Below are 19,324 nucleotides of genomic sequence, written 5' to 3'. Positions count from 1 at the left end.
AGTTGAAAATGCCTTTGCGAGGTTAAAACATTTTCGAGCGATTGCAACCCGATTTGATAAGCTGGCACGAAATTATCAGTCTATGATTTACATTGCTTGTATGTTCATTTGGTGTAAAGCCAAATAAGGACACGCCCTAATGCTTGGGAAAATAAAAAACCTCTCATCTGATTAGACAAGAGGTTTTCAAATTAAAATATATGCTGCTTCATTGGGGATAAATCCAATAGGCTTAGAAGCTTGATTCTTCTTTACTTGGATTGATGTCTTGCGTGGTTGCATCAATTTTCAGAATTAAGCTGATCATCACTGCACACATAATTAAAGATGAACCACCATAACTAATAAAAGGCAAAGTTAAACCTTTGGTTGGTAGCATGCCCATATTCATGCCCGCATTCACCAAAATTTGCAGCAAGAAGATAATACTGATGCCATAGGCCAAATAGCCTGCACGTAGATATTGATTGCGTAGCGCGCGATGACCAATTTTGATACAGCACACCAACATGCCAAAAGACAGCAGCAACACCACAGTAATGCCGAAAAAGCCAAACTCCTCTCCCAGCACTGCCAACATAAAGTCGGTATGGGCTTCAGGTAAATACGACATTTTTTGAATACTATGACCTAAGCCAACCCCTGCCCATTCACCACGACCAAAGGCCATCAGCGCATTAGAAAGCTGATAACCTGCACCTAAAGGATCATTCCAAGGGTTAGAGAACGACATCAAACGTTCAAAACGGTAAGGTTCAAATACAATCAGAAAGAAGAAGGCCGTTAGAATTGCGCCAAGGGCGATACCAAACTGAATTACAGGCGCACCTGCTAAAAAGAACACCCCTAACATCATCAGCACGATGACCACTGTTGCCCCCAAATCGGGTTCTGCAATAATCAAACCAACCGTTAAAATCATAATTGCCGCAAGTCGCACCAAACCTTTAACGGTGTTTCGGACTTCTGCCGCACGGCGCACCACATAGTCTGCCGTGAAGATGGCCATCATGACTTTAGCGACTTCCGTGGCTTGTAGCGTAAAGCCTGCAATACGAATCCAACGTGTCGAACCATTCACCTCCGTCCCGATCACCAATACAGCAGCGAGCAATACGATGGTGATCAACCACAGAGGAAAGGTATTGTTGAACCATATATTCAAGGAAACCCGATAAGTCAAAAATGCAGCAACACCAGCCACCACAATTGAAATGGCATGCCGTACAACATAATGGAAAGGATTTTCCAGCATCCGATCAGCATAAGGCATGGAAGCCGAGGCCACCATGATGGAACCTAAACACAGCAAAGCAATGACACAAAAAATCAGAACATTTCGTGCCGTAAATTCGGCAGGAATTCGCGGGCTGATACGTTGATAGACTTGCTGAACTTTATTGATCGTTGTCTGAGCTACACTCGCCATACAACTCTCTCCTTATCATTCTTTTAAGTTAGCGCATTCACACAATCGACAAACTGATGACCGCGATCACCATAACTTTTAAACATATCAAAACTTGCACATGCAGGAGACAATAACACTACATCGTGTGCCTGCGTATGTGCTTGACACAATTCTACCGCTTGTTTGAGTGTTGCAGCATGCAAAATTGTTGTAGTTCCTGCTATCGCCTGCTCAATCAGTTTGGCATCTTCTCCAATCAGCACTGCCAGTTTAGCGTATTTTGCCAGTGAATCTTTCAAAGCGGTAAAGTCTTGTCCTTTACCTTGTCCACCCAAAATAATTGCCACCTTACCTTGCTGAGCTTCAATCGCTGCCCCTAGACCATCAATGGCAGCTAAAGTCGCGCCAATATTGGTGCCTTTAGAATCATTATAGTAGCGGACTTGGTTCACTTCTTTCACAAACTCACAACGATGCTCTAAACCTTTAAAATGCTTCAGGGTGTTCAGCATAGATGCCAATGGCAAACCTATAGCCTCACCCAATGCCAAGCATGCCAATGCATTGGCGACATTGTGCGTACCCTGAATATACATATCAGCGCTTTTCAATAAGCGCTCACGACCACGTGCCAACCATATCGTACCGTCCGCATCTTTTAGAATGCCGTATTGATTCAGGTCTGGTGCATTCAGACCAAAACTCTGCAATGGCGTTACATCAGGGACCAAAGGACGCGTCAATGAATCATCACGGTTATACACCACTTTTTTCACACCTTGGAAAATACGGTGTTTGGCTTGATGATAGCCCCACATATCCCCATGACGGTCTAGATGGTCTTCACTCATATTCAGGACCACCGCAACCTCTGCATTTAAATTTGCTGTGGTTTCGAGTTGGAAGCTCGATAATTCGAGAATATACAGCTCTGGATCATCCTTGGTTAAATCCAGCGCTGGTCGTCCTAAATTACCGCCTACAGCTACTTTCTTGCCGGCTTCTTGAGCCATGAGACCAAATAACGTAGTCACGGTACTTTTTGCATTTGAACCTGTAATGGCCACAATCGGTTTGTCCGTTGCACGGCGTAATACCTGAATTTCGCTGACAACTGGAATGTGCTGTGCAAAAGCCGCTTGAAGTTCTGGAAGCTTGAGATCTAAACCAGGACTTACAATAATTTCTTCGGCTTGTAATAAGAGTTCTTGATCCAATTGACCAAAACTGGTTTGTACATCGGCAGGAATCTGATCATGTCCTGGCGGGATGGCTCGTGAATCTGTTACTGCAACGCGGTAGCCCTTTTCATGTAAGAAATTTACTGCTGCAACACCTGAAATTCCCAGCCCTGCAACGACTTTTAATCCACCACGCTGTATTAACATTTTTGCCCCATGTTTTGGTTGATTGGTAAAACTGACAAAATGTTAGCACTTTGCTGTTTTGAATGCTTTTTCTGTTTTGACTTTCTCTCTGTTTTTTTGTGTCAGCGCGTAAAAAAGCCGTCGAATCTGACGGCTTTTTGCGGATTAAGGAAAAAATGCTTATTTCCACTTCACGGCTTGAATTTCAGCATTTTTATTTGCGCGAGGTGCATCCTCTTGGCTACAGCCACAACCGCCACCACAACCTGCAACAGGTACAGGCTTGAGCCATTTAGATAATGTGTTCCAACCCTGCTTTTGCGTAAATCCAGCCAATGCGCCAAAGGTTTTATTGGATGTTTTAGGAAAAACTTTCTTAAACACCACCACCGTACTCCACAGCACCAAGGCTGCAATAATCAGAATTTCAACCATGTTCAGAGTCTCCTTACAGATTAACCGAAATAGTGCGACGCAATTTGATAAGTCAGGAATGACATCAAATACGCTAGGCCAAACAAATATGCGGTCATAAAGCTCACGGTTTTCCATGACCCTGTTTCACGACGTACGGTCGCTAAAGTCGCTAAACAATGTGGCGCATAAACAAACCAGACCAATAAAGACAAACCTGTTGCCAAAGACCAACCTAAGTCACTATTACCACTAATGATCGCCGCTAATCCTTGCGACATGGCATCATCATCCACCGCAGATAAAGCATAGACTGTGCCCAAAGCAGCAACGACAACCTCACGTGCAGCCATAGCAGGAATCAAGGCAATACAAATCTGCCAGTTAAAACCTAAGGGCGCAAAAATCGGTTGCATAATATGACCCAACATCCCCGCAAAGGAATAATCGATATCAGGCATGGTCGCACCCACTGGCGGTTGTGGAAAGGTACACAAGAACCAAAGCAGTACCGAAAGGGCAAAGATAATGCCACCGACACGTTTCATAAAAATCTTGGTACGATCCAACAAACCAATGCCGACACTTTTTAAGTCAGGAAAACGGTAACTCGGCAGCTCCATCAGCAACGCATGTTGCGATTTATCTTTTTGGAAAAATTTCAATACAAATGAAACGATCAACGCACTGACAATGCCTGCCATGTACAACGCAAACAGCACCAAGCCTTGTAAATTAAAAATTCCCCACACTGTTTGCGCAGGAATAAATGCCGCAATTAATAAAGCATATACAGGTAGACGTGCCGAACAGGTCATCAGTGGTGCCACAAAAATTGTGGTTAAACGATCTCGTGGGTCACTAATACTGCGGGTTGCCATAATTCCAGGAACCGCACAGGCAAAGCTAGACAGCAATGGAATAAATGCACGCCCACTCAAGCCTGCTTTAAACATTAGTTTATCCAGCAAAAATGCAGCGCGCGGTAGATAGCCTGACTCTTCCAAGACCAAAATAAAGAAGAACAGAATAATAATCTGAGGCAAAAACACCACGACGCCGCCCGCACCCGCAATAATTCCGTCAACCACCAAACTATGCAATAAAGGTTGCGAGATGGATGCACCAATCACTTCACCTAGCCAGCCAAATAAACTTTCGATCCCATCCATAAAAGGAGCTGCCCAAGCAAAAACGGCTTGGAAAATCACAAACATCATTACCGCAAGTGTGACTAAGCCAAGTACAGGATGTAAGAAAATTCGATCAAGGAAATCGGAGCGTTTATCTTCTTGGTCTGCATACTGCACCACATCATGCAAAATCGTGGCAATTTTCTGGTGATGCGAACCTTTTAAGCCACTCAGTTCGGTATGGGGTACGGCATATTTGGCTTGATCTAAAGCATTTAACAAATTTTCAATGCCTGCATTACGCACCGCAACGGTTTCAGCGACAGGAATACCCAAGCGTTCCGACAGCTTTTGCGTATTGATTTGCATCCCACGACGGCGTGCTTCGTCCATCATGTTCAGAACCAGTAGAATTGGGCGTCCCAACTCAATCATTTCCAGCACTAAACCTAAATGCAGTTTTAAGTTGGTGGCATCCACCACACATAAAAATGCATCCTGATGCCCTTCTTCTGCAATTTTTCCCTGAACCACATCACGGGTGATGGCTTCATCAGGGCTGGTTGCATCTAAACTATAGGTTCCAGGTAAGTCCAAGACCCGAACAGCTTTCCCAGAAGGCAAGGCGAACTGCCCCATTTTACGTTCTACCGTCACGCCCGCATAGTTCGCGACCTTTTGACGAGTTCCTGTTAAATGGTTAAATAAAGAGGTTTTACCGCAGTTAGGATTCCCGACAAGGGCAATACGCAACGCATCACTCATGCAGGTGCTCCTTCTATCTCAATTTCAATTTTTTCTGCTTCAACTTTTCTTAGTGCGAAACGGGTAAATCCGACCTGAATTAAAATCGGATCGCCACCAAAAATACCTTTTGTCACCACCTGAACGGAAGTACCAGGCACAAAACCTAAAGTTTCCAAACGACTGGCTATTAGGTCAGTCTGAGCTGCATTACCATCCACATGACGTTTGACGTTACGAATAATGGCTGTTTGCTTGACTTTCAAATCAGATAAAAGCACCGCACTAAACCCTAAAATATTTTCTGTAGTATACAAGCAAATGAGAATAATTACCAAATAAGGTTAGATTCCTATTCGCATTCACTTTATACCACAAGGTCCATCCAGAAAAATGTTGTAAAATTAGTTAAGATGGGCAATCTAAATCGGTTTCCTGAATTCGAAGCAGCAATGTTAAATAAAAAACCTAGAATACCTACACCTGTCCAAATTCCAGAAAAACTCAGCTTTCTTCAAGGTTTCCGTGACTATTTAATTGCACAAACTGTCAGCCCTCACACGCGGAATGCCTATCTTTCTGACCTGATTCAATGCAGCGAATGCCACAGCAAAGCCCTGATCGATTGGCAAAGTGATGATATTGCAGATGTACTTCTCAACTTAACTCAGCAAGGTAAAAGCCCGCGATCTATTGCACGTAGTCTTTCTGCCTTACGTTCTTTTTATAAATTTTTAAGAGAACAAAAGCTTCGCAGTGATAACCCTGTGGCCAGTCATCGCACCCCTAAAATTGGACGTGCCTTACCTAAAGATCTTTCAGAACAAGACGTAGAAGCCCTCATTCTTGCACCAGATACCCATACTGCATTGGGTTTACGTGATCGTGCCATGTTTGAAGTCTTATATGCCTGTGGTCTGCGTGTATCAGAATTGTTAAATTTACGCTTAGAACTGATCAATTTGAAACAAGGTTATTTACGAATTGTCGGTAAAGGTAACAAAGAACGTTTGGTGCCTTTAGGACAAGTGGCTTGTCAATGGATTGAAAACTATTTGGCACAAGCCCGACCAAGTCTGTATAAATCGGCAACTGACTATGTGTTCCTCACCCAACAAGGTGGGATTATGAGCCGACAAAACTTCTGGTATGCGATTAAGCGTTATGCCCTACAGGCTGGCATTCAAGCCGAACTTTCACCGCATACCATGCGTCATGCATTTGCCACCCATTTACTCAACCATGGCGCGGATTTACGTGTGGTACAAGTGTTATTGGGACATAGTGATTTATCGACCACACAAATTTATACCCATGTAGCACAAGTCCGTATGCAGCAACTACATGCCGAGTTCCATCCAAGAGCCTAAACCATAAAGCTAGATCTGCTTCACAGAGTCCACAGCAAGAAATACCACGCTACAAAGTTTTTTTTGCTATGCTAGCTTCCTGTTTTTATACCTAAAAGAAAGGGTTTTATATGTCATTTACCCGCACAAAATTATTTATTGCATGTACCTTGGCAGGCAGTTTAGCCCTCACGGCATGTTCAAATTCAAATAATGATGACAAAAAGCAAAATACGCTCACAGCGAGTGCGCCTGCCACTGGAGAGGCATCAAATCTTTCTGAACGCAATGCACAGCAACGCCTGATTAAAACGTTAGAGCAACATTTTAAAACTGCGGGTATTAATGCCAAAATTATTGATATCAAACCCACCGAAGTCCCTAATCTGTATTGGATTAACTTAGAAGGCATGAGTTCAGTCTATGCCACCAGTGATGGTAAATTCTTAATTCAGGGCGATGTCATTCGCTTAGGCGATAAAAAGTTACATAATGTCAGTGAGAACTTGCAAGCCTCAGCCAATAAAAAGCATTTAGCCAGCTTAAAAACAGAAGACCTGTTGGTGTATCCAGCGCAAGGCAAAACCAAGCATGTCGTTTATGTATTTACCGATGCAAGTTGTCCGTATTGCCACAAATTACATGAGCATATTCCTGAAATTACCGCTAAGGGCATTGAAGTTCGTTACATTGCTTGGCCACGTGGCGAGCAGTTTATGCCCGCAATGGAAAGTGTGTGGTGTAGTGCAGATCGTCAAGCTGCTTTTGACCAAGCCATTGCAGGTGCACAATTACCTGCCGCTACCTGTAAAAACCCTGTTCGCGATCAATATCAACTGGGCTTGAATATGGGTGTGAATGGTACACCTGCGATCTACAATACCGAAGGTGTTTATTTAGGCGGATACCTCAGCCCTGAAGAATTAGATCAGCGTTTAAATAACTAATTTTTATTTGTTATTTTACTATTAGTTATAGGTGGAGATTATCTTCGCTCCACCCTAGAGTCTGAGCGTTTTTTTAGCTATGATCTAGACTCGCGTAAAATTGAAGAAATAAATGGAGTGTGACGTGAAACCAGTTCGTCTGGCAATCCTCGGTCTTGGTACTGTGGGTGGTGGTGCCCTTAAACTACTAGAAGAAAACGCTGCGGAGATTAAACGTCGCACCGGTCGAGGAATTGAAATTACCCACGTAGGTACTCGTCGTCCGCGTCCAGACCTTGATCTTCCAGCCTCTGTAAAACAAAGTGCAGACCTGATGGCCATCGTACGTCAACCCGATGTCGATGTTGTGGTAGAGGTGATGGGTGGCATTCATCCTGCCTATGACGTGATTATGGAAGCCATCAAGCATGGCAAACAAGTCGTCACTGCCAACAAGGCTTTACTGGCTGAACATGGCAATGAATTGTTTAAAGCGGCAGAAGACAATGCCGTACAAATCGCCTATGAAGCTGCGGTTGCAGGCGGCATTCCCATCATTAAAGTGATGCGCGAAGGCCTAGCTGCCAATAAAATTGATTGGTTAGCAGGTATCATTAACGGCACAGGCAATTTCATCTTAACTGAAATGCGCGATAAAGGTCGTGCCTTCGAAGACGTGCTGCAAGAAGCACAAGAATTAGGCTATGCCGAAGCTGATCCAACCTTTGACGTTGAAGGGATTGATGCTGCACATAAACTGACAATTTTAGCCTCTTGTGCATTTGGTATTCCATTACAGTTTGACAAAGTCTATACCGAAGGCATCAGCAAAATTACAGCACAAGATGTGAAGTATGCTGAAGAACTTGGTTTCCGAATCAAGCATTTGGGTATTGCACGTCGTGCAGAAAAAGGCATTGAACTACGTGTTCATCCAACGCTTATTCCATCTGAAGAACTCCTTGCCAATGTCAATGGGGTAAAAAATGCCGTCTTGGTACAAGCACATGCTGTCGGCCCAACCTTGTATTACGGGGCAGGTGCCGGCGCTGGTCCTACAGCTTCTGCGGTCGTTGCCGATGTGATCGATATCGTACGTGATATTTCTTATACCGAAGATGGTGCAGGTACAATTCCTCAATTGGCATTTGAAGCATTAACCGACATGCCAATTTTAAGTCGTGAAGAAATGACGACTGGATACTACATTCGTTTAAATGCCGAAGACCAAACTGGTGTACTCGCTGATGTCACCACGATTTTAAGTCGTGCAGGCATTAGTATTGATGCCATTATGCAACAGTCTCGCTTAAAAGACCTGATTCCAATCGTGATTTTGACCGATCCAGTGGTTGAATCGAAGATGGATGAAGCCTTGCAGCAAATCCAAGCCTTGCCAGTTATTCATGGCGAAATTGTGCGAATTCGTTTAGAATCGCTTGATAATTAATCGGGTCGAGGGGGCAATTCCCCCTTACCAAGCTCTACCCATAATTGGAACATCATCATGTCGAATGCCAATCGTTATACTGGTTTAGTTGACCGTTATCGTGACCGTTTACCAGTGTCTGCTACTACTCGTGGAATCTCTTTGGGCGAAGGTAATACTCCGCTCATTAAGCTGGAGAACATTCCACGTATTATTGGTAAAGATGTTGAAATTTATGTGAAGTATGAAGGCTTGAACCCGACAGGCTCATTCAAAGACCGCGGCATGACTATGGCTGTGACCAAAGCGGTTGAAGACGGTTCAAAAGCAATTATCTGTGCATCTACAGGCAATACTTCTGCTGCTGCGGCAGCGTATGCCGCACGTGCTGGCATCAAAGCCTTTGTGTTAATTCCTGAAGGCAAAATTGCCATGGGCAAAATGGCGCAAGCCATGATGTACGGTGCGATCACCATGCAAATTCGCGGTAACTTTGACGATGGTATGCGTCTTGTAAAAGAAGTTGCTGATCAAGCACCTGTGACCATTGTTAACTCGATTAACCCATACCGTTTACAAGGTCAAAAAACCATTGCTTACGAAATCGTAGAAGCTTTGGGTCGTGCACCAGACTATCACTGCTTACCTGTAGGTAATGCAGGAAATATCACGGCACACTGGATGGGTTATACCGAAGCTGTAGCAAACCAGCCTGCGGATCAGTTTGAACAAGTCATTTACGATGCTGCGACAGATCAATTCACAGGTCCTAAACCAGAAGGCTTACCGATCATGGTCGGCTATCAAGCTGATGGCGCTGCACCTTTCTTACGTGGTGCACCAGTTGAACATCCTGAAACGGTTGCAACTGCCATTCGTATTGGTAACCCACAAAGCTGGAACCATGCCAAAGCGGTGGTACGTGACTCTAAAGGTTGGTTTGATGAACTTGCTGATGCTGAAATTTTAGAAGCACAACGTTTGCTTTCTATGTATGAAGGTGTCTTTGTAGAGCCAGCTTCTGCTGCCTCTATCGGTGGTGCAATCCGTGATATTAAAGCGGGTAAAATTGCTGAAGGTTCTGTGATCGTGTGTACTGTAACGGGCAATGGCTTAAAAGATCCAGACACCGCCATCAAACAATGTGCTGATGCCGTAATGTTGTCTATTGATGCAACGATGTCTCAAGTTAAAGACTCGATTCTTTCAAATATGTAAGTTTCTACTTGCACTAAAAAAACCAGTTGCTTGCAACTGGTTTTTTATTGGCTAGATAATGATTTTATTCTTCATATTCATAATCTTCATCATAACTATGCATTTTTGCGAGTTCTTTTTCCAGACGCTGAATTTCTTCTAACTCAATTTGCTTAATCTCAAATAAAGGGTGTTTGAGCAAAGCATTCACTGCGTATAAAGCCTCATTTTGCCACAGGGCAATGTTTAAAATTTGCTTATCTTCATCATAACTTAAGCCGTACTCAGCCTGAATGAGTGCTGTTAATAAAATAGGCTGCTCCGATAAAGACTCCAATGAACCTGCTAATTGAATATCCGAATAATCGTAATCCGCAAAGATAGATTCAATTTTGCCTTTGAGTAATTCTGGGCTTTCAGCATAAATGAGTCCTGCAAAAAACTCGTCATGCTCTTCAAGCCATTGCTGTTTCTTGGTCGACCATAAACCATAGAACTTAACTTCATGTTCAAAGCTAACCAGTTGAAATTTTTGCATTTCAGCCATTTGTACGAAGCTATAAGTATCCGCATCACTCAGACTACTTGGCAGCACATCCCGAGAAACTTCCCCATCTTGGTAAATATGCTCACCACAATGTGAAAAAACAAAGTCATCCAATTGTTTTAACGTGGCTTCATCTTCATCAAATAAAGATTCTACCTCGTACAAAGCAAAATCTCGTGCACCCTCAACCTCCAGCCTCTGATAAGCCGCTTCGGCTTCAGCCTGATCTTGAAAAACATTGCTAATCCGATTGCCTGCGACATAAAAAACTTCATCGTTATAGCCGAAGTATTTTGCACGAATAACATAGGTGGTCATATTCATCTCCTGATTTTTTAGCCACGCTTAAACGAAGCTTTGTTGTTTTCTTTGATGTAATGCTTGCGCACTTTGCGGAATTGCCATGCCATTATCCATCCACAATTCAAACTGCATCGCGTGGAAGATGTCATCTGGACTATAGACAATATTCTGTAAATTCGGTAATACACCTATTCGCGGTAAAATATCGTAAATAAACCAACTGTTATGCGTAAAAAGTAAAGAATACAACTTCCCTGTTTGTGCCAAAGGTGAAAGCATTAATTGGGATGCAATTGGGTTTTGAGCGTAGACTTGGTGTAATTGTTCTAAATGCCGTTCTAAATTTTGAGGTAATCGGCTTGCATCAATAGCATGAACAAAGTCACTTAAAGTAGGAATAAAACGCTGCTGATAATCTACCAATAAATGATCACGTTCACATAAGTCTTTTATGTCAATCGATTTGCCCGCACTGTTCTGAACACTATGACCAAATATCGGGATCACAACTGAATTTATTCCCCACAAGGTATGTAAAATTCGATGCCGAGCGTCACTACATAAACTTTTTGTACTATCAATAAATGCATGTAATTCATAATAATCTTCTGGCTCTCCACCCCAACGTTTTGCTGAAATTCGAGCATGTTGCATCGCATTCATAGTCAGACCCAGTCGTTATCTTGTTATTCCGCTATCATACGCATTCCACATACAAAAAATAGTCAAAAACTCATCTTTAAGACAAGTTGTGTCGCAGCCCATAGGCATAAAAAAACTCTTCATCAAGAAGAGTTTTTTTTAAGATAGAAATTAAATTCGTTTTGGTAACTGACTTGCCCACGTCATTAAACGGGTCGCATCTTCAGTTCGACTTTGAGATGTGCTTGCACCTAGAATAACCACGACTGCCGGACGTGAATTCAGGGTAGTATGCATGACTACACAACGCCCTGCTTCGTTAATATAACCTGTTTTAGACAAGTTGATATTCCAACCACCATTACGAACTAGGGCATTTGTATTATTAGACTTTAACATCCGATAACCGAGATTAAAATCATAACTGGCTGTGGTTGAAAACTGACGAATTAAACCGTATTGCGATGCGGTGCTGACTAAAATACCCAAGTCACGTGCCGACGCAACGTTGTGTGGATCTAAGCCTGTAGATTCAACATAATGTGTCGAGCTCATGCCCAATGCACGTGCCTTCGCATTCATTGCAGAAATGAAAGCACTACGTCCTCCTGGATACGTTCGCGCTAACGCTGCTGCCGCTGGATTTTCCGATTTCATTAAAGCAAAAAGCAACGCTTCTGCACGGTTCATGCTATCCCCTGCACGTAGCGTTGAACTCGAATTTTTACCGCCTGCTCCTGCAAAATCGACCGACTGTAGGGTAATTTCCTCAGACATGTCTAAACGTGCATCGGCAATGACTACTGCTGTCATTAATTTAGTAATTGAAGCAATCGGTAATGCAGCATTGGTATTTTTACTATAGAGCACCTCACCTGTTTGTGCATCCATGACCAGCGCTGCACGGGCACTTACAGAAGGTTGACTGCTATAACCCGCAGAGGTATCAATAATACGAACCGTTTTCGGTGCAGAATAGGAAGGTACCCCATTTGAGCTGCGAACCGTCGTGGTCACTTTGGCTGATCCTTGCGGAGACACTTCCTCAACGAGTGAAGAAACATCACTATTTAATAATTGACTCGCTTCCTCTGAAGACCAGTTCATTGAAGCCTGACCAACACTCCCCGAGGAAGGATTAATGACGAGTTCAGCAAAGCTTGTTGAACTCAGGCTGAGTAGAATAGACATACTCAACACATGCATGAATGACTTCTTAGAATTTTTCACAATCGTTTACTCAACTCAGGGAGGTAAGATACATTTGCGTATTACCTCAAATATGCCTTACATTTACACAGCAACGGGAATTTTGCGTTCACGCTATTGTGCAAAACTTTTAATTTCGGAATAAGAATAGGATTGCTAATTTTGTCGTTTCATTGCAAGCTTATTTTGCTTTATGTAACAAAAATGATGTAATTTTTTTAGCCAGAGGGAGAAATCGGTGATTACAGTTTTAGTGGTGGATGACCATGAATTAGTCCGTACTGGTATTTGCCGTATGCTAGAAGATCATGCAGATGTACAAGTCATCGGTCAGGCGGAATCTGGTGAAGAAGCAATTAACCTCGTTCGCCAACATCACCCTAATGTGGTTTTGCTGGATGTGAACATGCCAGGTATTGGTGGCGTAGAAACCACTCGCCGCTTATTACAAACTGCACCTGAAACCAAAGTTTTGGCTGTGAGTGGTTTGGCCGAAGAACCCTACCCATCATTGTTATTGAAAGCTGGTGCCAAAGGCTATATCACCAAAGGTGCTCCTGTCAGTGAAATGGTTCGTGCCATTAATAAAGTCATGCAAGGGGGCAAATACTTTAGTGCCGATATTGCAGAGCAACTCGCAAGCTCTTATTTATCCGACACGCAACAATCACCATTTGACGCTCTGTCTGAACGCGAAATGCAAGTTGCCATGATGGTGGTGAATTGTATCAGCGCACAAGAAATTGCGGATAAGCTCTTTGTCAGCGTAAAAACAGTCAATACTTATCGCTACCGTATTTTTGAAAAATTAAACATTGATAGCGATGTCAAACTGACACATCTAGCCATTCGTTATGGTCTAATCAAACCTTAAATAACAAAAACTTTCATCATCTAATCGGTTTGCAGCATGCAACATTCCCAATATTTCGAATTAAATCAATACTTTTTTGGGCTGTGGTATGCCGCTTACCGCTTATTGATCACCAGTTGTCTGGTCCTCATTTTTATTCTGACCCAAGATGAACTCTCAACCAACTACGAATTTCCCCAACTGTATTTTTATGTGCTCTGGGGCTATTTTTTCATTAACTGCGTACAATTTTTTAATCTGAAGCATTTTAAACAGCATATTCCTCAGCAGTTCGCATTCATTTTCATTGTCGATGTTGTTGCCTTAAGCCTACTCACCATCGCCACCAATGGTCCGAATTTAAGTATCAGTATCCTGTTCTTAACCACCATTTTTGCAGCTTCGTTACTCCTCAATACGCAAAAAGCCTTAATTATTACGCTAATTGCGGTGATTGCTGTGATCTATCAACAATTCTTGATCAACTTTCTGACCCAACATTCATTCCAGAATCTGGGGAATAGTGTGATCTTGGCGGTTTTATTTTTTGTCTTTTATACCTGTGGACAAATTGCAGTTCGTCGTTTCCAACTGCTCGATCATGTCAATTTTTCCCAATCACAAGAACTGAAACGTCTGCAAAACATTAACCGCTATATCTTGGAACAAATTGAAACTGGCTATTTGGTCTTAGATGAAAACTGCCATATTGTTTTAAGCAACCCCGCTGCCTGTGCTTTACTGGGCATTGCGCCATTTTACGCCTTTGATAAATATCCGCTGTATAAACTACAACCCGATTTATTTGAGTTACTGGACTTTGATCAGGTGCAAAACGGGGAAAAATTTCAGTTTGAATCTCAGCTCAGTCGCTATCATTTGCATATTGAAGTGCAGAAACTGATTGTCCCTCAACAGGTACTGACGCTTTTGGTCATTCAAGATGGGCAAAAAATGAATCAACAGGTACAACAATTAAAATTGGCTGCGTTGGGGCAGCTCTCTGCCAGTATTGCGCATGAAATTCGTAACCCCTTGGCAGCCATTGTTCAAGCCAATGAATTACTGCCGCACAGTACGGTTGATCAACAGCAAACGCTGAGCCAAATGATTAGCAAGCAAACCAAGCGGATTGACAAAATTGTGCAAGACACTTTAAGTATGGTCCGTAATCAAGGCACTCAACCGATTAGCATACAATTAGATCATTTTATCCCGATTTTTATTCAAGAAGACCTACCCGATCTTAAGACTAAAATTTTATGTCATATTGCCCCAAAGCTCAGTTTAAACTTTGATGAAGCACAATTTAGACAGGTATTAATTAATTTAATTCGCAATGCAATCCGACATAATTCACCTGAACGCAGTACAATAGAACTCCACTGCTATACGCAGGATAAAAACATTCACATTGATGTGTGTGATTTTGGGGAAGGCGTGGCGATTCACGATCAAGCCCACCTGTTTCAACCGTTCTTTAGTACCGCGATTACAGGAACAGGTTTAGGATTATATCTATCACATAGCTTTTGCGAGGCCAATCAAGCCCTCTTAAGCTATGTAGAACAACAACAGGGAGCTTGCTTTCGCATTCAATGCCGACAGCTAACTTAATAATTCAATTTTTACTGGGGTGTTATAGTGGCGCAACAACCACTCGTTTTATTTGTAGATGACGAAGAAGACCTATGTACGCTGATGCAAATGATGCTGAGCCGTATGGGAATCGAGACGCATGTGGCTTATCGTTTAACACAGGCCAAAAAAATGTTGTCTGAACATCACTATGATGTTTGTTTTACGGATTTAAATCTCCCTGACGGGAGTGGCTTGGAATTGGTTGAGGAAATTTCTCAACGATATCCGCAGTTACCTGTCGCAGTGCTGACGGCCTATGGCAATATGGACATTGCGATTGCCGCACTCAAAGCAGGGGCTTTTGACTTTGTCAGTAAACCGATTAAACAAACCCATCTTGAACAGCTCTTACAGAAAGCTCTGAACAATCCTGTGCAGCAACAGGCTTCTAGCGAAGATGCACTTGAACAACGCATGCTGATTGGTCAGTCTGTACCTATCCAACAACTCCGTGTCACCTTAAAGAAGATCGCTCGCTCACAAGCTCCCGTGTTTATTACAGGTGAATCTGGTACAGGCAAAGAAGTTGTGGCGAACTTGGTTCATCGCCTCAGTAATCGCAACGAAGGCCCTTTTATTGCCATTAACTGTGGCGCTATTCCTTCAGACCTGCTCGAAAGTGAGTTGTTTGGACACAAAAAAGGCAGCTTTACTGGCGCAACTCAAGATAAACAAGGTTTGATTCAATCTGCACATGGCGGTAGTTTATTTTTAGATGAAATTGCCGAACTGCCTTTGAATATGCAAGTCAAATTGCTCCGTGCAGTGCAGGAAAAAACCATTCGTCCAATTGGCTCAGATACTGAAATTGATGTCGATTTCCGTGTGATCAGTGCCAGCCACCAAGACTTAGAATCACTGGTTCAGCAAGGTAAATTCCGACAAGACCTATTTTTCCGTATTCATGTGATGGATCTGGTTCTACCGCCATTACGCGAACGCGGTCAGGATATTTTAATTCTCGCGCAACATTTTATTCACAAAGTCTGTCGTGAATGGGAAATTGAAGTCAAAGCATTAACCACACGTGCGAAAGATTTTTTATTGGCACAATACTATCCAGGCAATGTCCGTGAACTGCGCAATATCATCGAGCGTGCCATTACGTTAAGTGATGAAGACTATATTGATATTCAGCATTTACAAAGTGCACCCTTACGTCGCAGCATCCACGTACCAGTATCGTCGATTGAGCAAATGCTGACAACGCCTTCAGAATTAACCCTAGTGCCTCGAAAATTGCCTGATGAAGGATTAGAACTGTATCTAGAAAATATTGAAAAAGAGATTCTGCTCAATGCATTGAATATTACGCATTGGAATCGTACTTTGGCTGCCAAAAAACTGGGGATGTCCTTCCGCTCTTTGCGTTATCGCCTGAAAAAGTTTGGACTGGATACTGATGAATAATTAACGGCGATTAGCAATGATCTCTGCAGCATGCTCTAGATAGGTCTCTTCCTTCATATCATGTTGCAAGGGATATTGCTGATCGGGTTGAATGCCAATGCCTTCAATCATCTTCCCTGATGGGGTGTAATAATGAGAGACCGTCATTTGTAGCGCAGTACCATTCGACAATGGAAACAGTTTCTGGACCACACCTTTACCATAACTTTTTTCCCCAATCACCCAAGCACGACGATGCTCTTTCATCGCGGCCGTAAAAACTTCTGCTGCAGATGCAGATCGAGCATTAATTAATACACCAACTTTCAGATTCTGAAATTCCGAGCTAGGTAAAGCTTGAAATTGCTGATTACCTTCTGAGCGACTTTTGGTGGTGACAATAATGCCCTGATTTAAAAATAAATCCGCCGTTTCCACCGCTGCAGACAATAAACCACCGGGATTATTTCGTAAATCAATCAGCACCGCCTTAAGACGGGATGGGTTGTTTTCTTCAATTAAACGCTTAATTTCATTGGCTGTATCTTGTTGAAACACGCGAACTTTAAGCAACAGCACTTGATTATGTAGCAGTTGTGCCTCAATGTCTGTTTCAATTTTCTTGGTCCGAACCAAACTGATGGGCTTGGTGTTCTGCCCCAATTGCACACTTAAAGGCGAGCCAATTGCACCATACAACAAAGCATTGACCTGTTCACGGTTCAGCTTTCTTAATTCTTGATCATCAATTTTGAAAACAGAAACGCCATTACGTAAGCCTTGCTTATAGGCATCGGCTTCCGGCTTGAGTCCTTGAATGGTCCATTGACGCTGATTGTCATAACTTAAACTAAAATCGACCGAAGCCAAGTCACCATCGGTATATTGCACCAACTGCTTATAATCTTCGGGCGATAAATAACGAGAATAACGGTCTAAACCACTCACCAAACCCTGAATGGCTTGTTGGAAAAGTTGTTCATCGTTTTTATTATCGACGTAATTGTCTTTGACAATGCCATAAATCTGCACAAACTGCTGAATCGATTCAACAGGGACTTCAGGATAACTTTGTTCGACTTCATCAAAATCTGGAGCAGTGTCAGTCTCATTCACTGCCCCAATTGCAGGTCCACAACACATGAATAACGCTGTTAAGGGAATAACAAATTTCAAGTGTTGTGTCATTGATTCACCTGTGAAAAGCCGACTTAGGCTTGTAGGGTAATAAGATTACGACCTTGCATTTCTGCTGGAACAGGCAATTGCATCAAATTTAACAAGGTTGGTGCAACATCCGCTAACACACCACCTTCCGCAATAGTGGCTTGGGTTGGACCCACATAAATAAATGGGACCAATTCTGTTGTATGTTGAGTATGCACTTGCCCGCTCACATAGTCCTGCATTTGCTCCACATTACCATGATCGGCAGTAATCAGCATATGGCCTTTGTTTGCCATCACAGCATCGTACACACGCCCCAAACAGGTATCCACCGCTTCTACAGCTTTCACTGCTGCTTGGAATACACCAGTATGCCCCACCATGTCACCATTGGCATAGTTCACCACCAACAGATCATATTCACCCGAATTAATCGCCGCGACCAACTCATCAGTCACTTCATAAGCGCTCATTTCTGGTTTTAAATCATAAGTCGCAACATTTGGTGATGGGATTAAAATACGTTTTTCACCAGGATATTCGTCTTCACGACCACCACTAAAGAAGAAAGTTACGTGCGCATATTTCTCCGTTTCAGCAATACGCAACTGTGTTTTACCTAAATTAGAAAGGTATTCACCCAATGAGTTATGCAATGCTTCAGGCATATAAGCCACAGGGGCATCAATGGTCGCTTGATAACGCGTTAACATCACGAACATCGACAAATTCGGCACAACTTTACGTTCGAAGCCAGCAAAATCTTGCTCTACAAAGGCTTTGGTAATTTCACGCGCACGGTCAGCACGGAAGTTCATAAAGACAATGCTGTCACCGTCTTGAACTTTAGCCACATCACCAATGCGTGTCGCTTTGACAAATTCATCAGATTCATCGGCTGCGTATGCTTGCTCCAAACCTTCAACTGCCGTTGCAGCCGTACGAACCGCCTCACCTTCTGTCAATAAACGATAGGCTTGTTCCACGCGATCCCAACGGTTATCACGATCCATGGCATAGTAACGACCAATCATAGTGGCAATACGCCCTTGATTTGGATATTGCGCAAATAAAGCATCGAGTTTTTCTAATGACGGCTGCGCGCTTTTAGGTGGAGTATCACGGCCATCCAAGAAGGCATGTAAATATACTTGAACGCCACGTTTGAGTGCTAGCTCTGCCATTGCCACAATATGGTCTTGGTGTGAATGTACACCACCTTCGGAGAGTAAGCCCATAATGTGGACTGCACCTTGAGCGGCTTTGGCTTTTTCAACTGCATCGATCAATACTCGCTGTTCAAAAAAAGCACCTGTACGGATGTCTTTGGTAATTCGGGTAAAATCTTGATACAGCACACGGCCTGCACCCAAATTCATATGACCGACTTCTGAGTTACCCATTTGTCCATCTGGCAAGCCAACATCTTCACCAGAACCAGAGATTAATCCATGCGGATGCTTTTGTTGCATAGCAGTCAAGTTTGGTCGTTGTGCTGCAAGGAAGGCATTATCTTTAACCGCTTCACGGTGTCCAATACCATCCATAATTACCAATACGTGGGGGACTTTGCCGGCAGTTGCATCCGTCATGATTTACACTC

17 protein-coding genes and 1 pseudogene are annotated in these 19,324 nt (G+C 43.0%); 8 read left to right on the top strand and 10 right to left on the bottom strand.

The genetic code is table 11. From position 1 onward, the window contains the following. Positions 1-127, top strand: a pseudogene (locus tag DCO44_RS12715) (IS5/IS1182 family transposase); the annotation flags it as partial. Positions 128-232: 105 nt separating this feature from the next. On the opposite strand, the gene ftsW reads toward DCO44_RS12715, so the two are convergent. The 5 genes from ftsW to DCO44_RS12690 all read right to left on the bottom strand — a co-directional run bounded on the left by ftsW (position 233) and on the right by DCO44_RS12690 (position 5,350). Beyond that, on the bottom strand, positions 233-1,429 hold the full coding sequence (gene ftsW, locus DCO44_RS12710) for a putative lipid II flippase FtsW (RefSeq protein WP_116762450.1): 1,197 nt from the start codon (positions 1,427-1,429) through the stop codon (positions 233-235). A 23-nt stretch (positions 1,430-1,452) separates the two neighbouring features. After that, on the bottom strand, positions 1,453-2,799 hold the full coding sequence (murD, locus tag DCO44_RS12705; RefSeq protein WP_116762448.1) for a UDP-N-acetylmuramoyl-L-alanine--D-glutamate ligase: 1,347 nt from the start codon (positions 2,797-2,799) through the stop codon (positions 1,453-1,455). A 159-nt stretch (positions 2,800-2,958) separates the two neighbouring features. Continuing rightward, positions 2,959-3,213 carry a DUF6587 family protein gene (locus DCO44_RS12700; protein WP_116762446.1) on the bottom strand — a complete coding sequence of 85 codons (255 nt, stop codon included), beginning with the start codon at positions 3,211-3,213 and terminating at the stop codon, positions 2,959-2,961. 20 nt (positions 3,214-3,233) lie between these two features. Further along, positions 3,234-5,090: a ferrous iron transporter B gene (gene feoB / locus DCO44_RS12695; protein ID WP_116762444.1), complete on the bottom strand. Its 1,857-nt coding sequence runs from the start codon at positions 5,088-5,090 to the stop codon at positions 3,234-3,236. Then, complete coding sequence (locus tag DCO44_RS12690) at positions 5,087-5,350, bottom strand: FeoA family protein (RefSeq protein WP_116762465.1); 264 nt, start codon at positions 5,348-5,350, stop codon at positions 5,087-5,089. The genes feoB and DCO44_RS12690 overlap by 4 nt, the downstream gene beginning before the upstream one ends. Before the next feature lie 171 nt (positions 5,351-5,521). Here DCO44_RS12690 and xerD point away from each other — a divergent pair, with 171 nt between their 5' ends. The 4 genes from xerD to thrC all read left to right on the top strand — a co-directional run bounded on the left by xerD (position 5,522) and on the right by thrC (position 9,991). Then, positions 5,522-6,439: a site-specific tyrosine recombinase XerD gene (xerD, locus tag DCO44_RS12685; protein ID WP_116762463.1), complete on the top strand. Its 918-nt coding sequence runs from the start codon at positions 5,522-5,524 to the stop codon at positions 6,437-6,439. A gap of 110 nt (positions 6,440-6,549) precedes the next feature. Continuing rightward, a complete protein-coding gene (locus tag DCO44_RS12680) occupies positions 6,550-7,365 on the top strand; it encodes a DsbC family protein (RefSeq protein ID WP_116762442.1) in 816 nt (271 codons plus the stop codon). A gap of 124 nt (positions 7,366-7,489) precedes the next feature. Further along, positions 7,490-8,794, top strand: coding sequence for a homoserine dehydrogenase (locus DCO44_RS12675; RefSeq protein ID WP_116762461.1), 1,305 nt, complete (start codon positions 7,490-7,492; stop codon positions 8,792-8,794). A gap of 57 nt (positions 8,795-8,851) precedes the next feature. Next, positions 8,852-9,991: a threonine synthase gene (gene thrC / locus DCO44_RS12670; protein WP_116762440.1), complete on the top strand. Its 1,140-nt coding sequence runs from the start codon at positions 8,852-8,854 to the stop codon at positions 9,989-9,991. Between the two features lie 64 nt (positions 9,992-10,055). Here the strand turns inward: thrC and DCO44_RS12665 are convergent, their stop codons facing one another. From DCO44_RS12665 to pbpG, 3 genes are all read right to left on the bottom strand, one after another. Next, positions 10,056-10,835 (bottom strand): hypothetical protein, encoded by a 780-nt coding sequence (locus DCO44_RS12665; RefSeq protein ID WP_116762438.1) that lies wholly within the window; start codon positions 10,833-10,835, stop codon positions 10,056-10,058. 27 nt (positions 10,836-10,862) lie between these two features. After that, positions 10,863-11,483 carry a DUF6915 family protein gene (locus DCO44_RS12660; protein WP_116762436.1) on the bottom strand — a complete coding sequence of 207 codons (621 nt, stop codon included), beginning with the start codon at positions 11,481-11,483 and terminating at the stop codon, positions 10,863-10,865. 150 nt (positions 11,484-11,633) lie between these two features. Then, positions 11,634-12,692 carry a D-alanyl-D-alanine endopeptidase PBP7/8 gene (gene pbpG / locus DCO44_RS12655; RefSeq protein WP_116762434.1) on the bottom strand — a complete coding sequence of 353 codons (1,059 nt, stop codon included), beginning with the start codon at positions 12,690-12,692 and terminating at the stop codon, positions 11,634-11,636. A 217-nt stretch (positions 12,693-12,909) separates the two neighbouring features. Here pbpG and DCO44_RS12650 point away from each other — a divergent pair, with 217 nt between their 5' ends. Genes DCO44_RS12650 through DCO44_RS12640 form a run of 3 tightly spaced genes read left to right on the top strand, consistent with a single transcriptional unit; the run spans position 12,910 to position 16,575 of the window. Next, on the top strand, positions 12,910-13,545 hold the full coding sequence (locus DCO44_RS12650; RefSeq protein ID WP_016168485.1) for a response regulator: 636 nt from the start codon (positions 12,910-12,912) through the stop codon (positions 13,543-13,545). A 36-nt stretch (positions 13,546-13,581) separates the two neighbouring features. Next, the gene (locus DCO44_RS12645; RefSeq protein ID WP_116762432.1) at positions 13,582-15,141 is read left to right on the top strand and encodes a sensor histidine kinase; all 1,560 of its coding nucleotides are present in this window, start codon (positions 13,582-13,584) and stop codon (positions 15,139-15,141) included. A 24-nt stretch (positions 15,142-15,165) separates the two neighbouring features. Then, complete coding sequence (locus DCO44_RS12640) at positions 15,166-16,575, top strand: sigma-54-dependent transcriptional regulator (RefSeq protein ID WP_165815717.1); 1,410 nt, start codon at positions 15,166-15,168, stop codon at positions 16,573-16,575. On the opposite strand, the gene DCO44_RS12635 is transcribed toward DCO44_RS12640, so the two are convergent. Then, positions 16,576-17,742, bottom strand: a complete 1,167-nt coding sequence (locus DCO44_RS12635; protein WP_116762428.1) for a S41 family peptidase — start codon at positions 17,740-17,742, stop codon at positions 16,576-16,578. It lies immediately after the preceding gene. 23 nt (positions 17,743-17,765) lie between these two features. Beyond that, on the bottom strand, positions 17,766-19,313 hold the full coding sequence (gpmI, locus tag DCO44_RS12630) for a 2,3-bisphosphoglycerate-independent phosphoglycerate mutase (protein WP_116762426.1): 1,548 nt from the start codon (positions 19,311-19,313) through the stop codon (positions 17,766-17,768). Positions 19,314-19,324: the final 11 nt, after the last annotated feature.

The sequence above is a fragment of the Acinetobacter sp. AM genome (assembly GCF_003105055.1).
Taxonomy (GTDB): Bacteria; Pseudomonadota; Gammaproteobacteria; order Pseudomonadales; family Moraxellaceae; genus Acinetobacter; species Acinetobacter tibetensis.
This window is presented reverse-complemented; position numbering and strand designations above follow the sequence as displayed.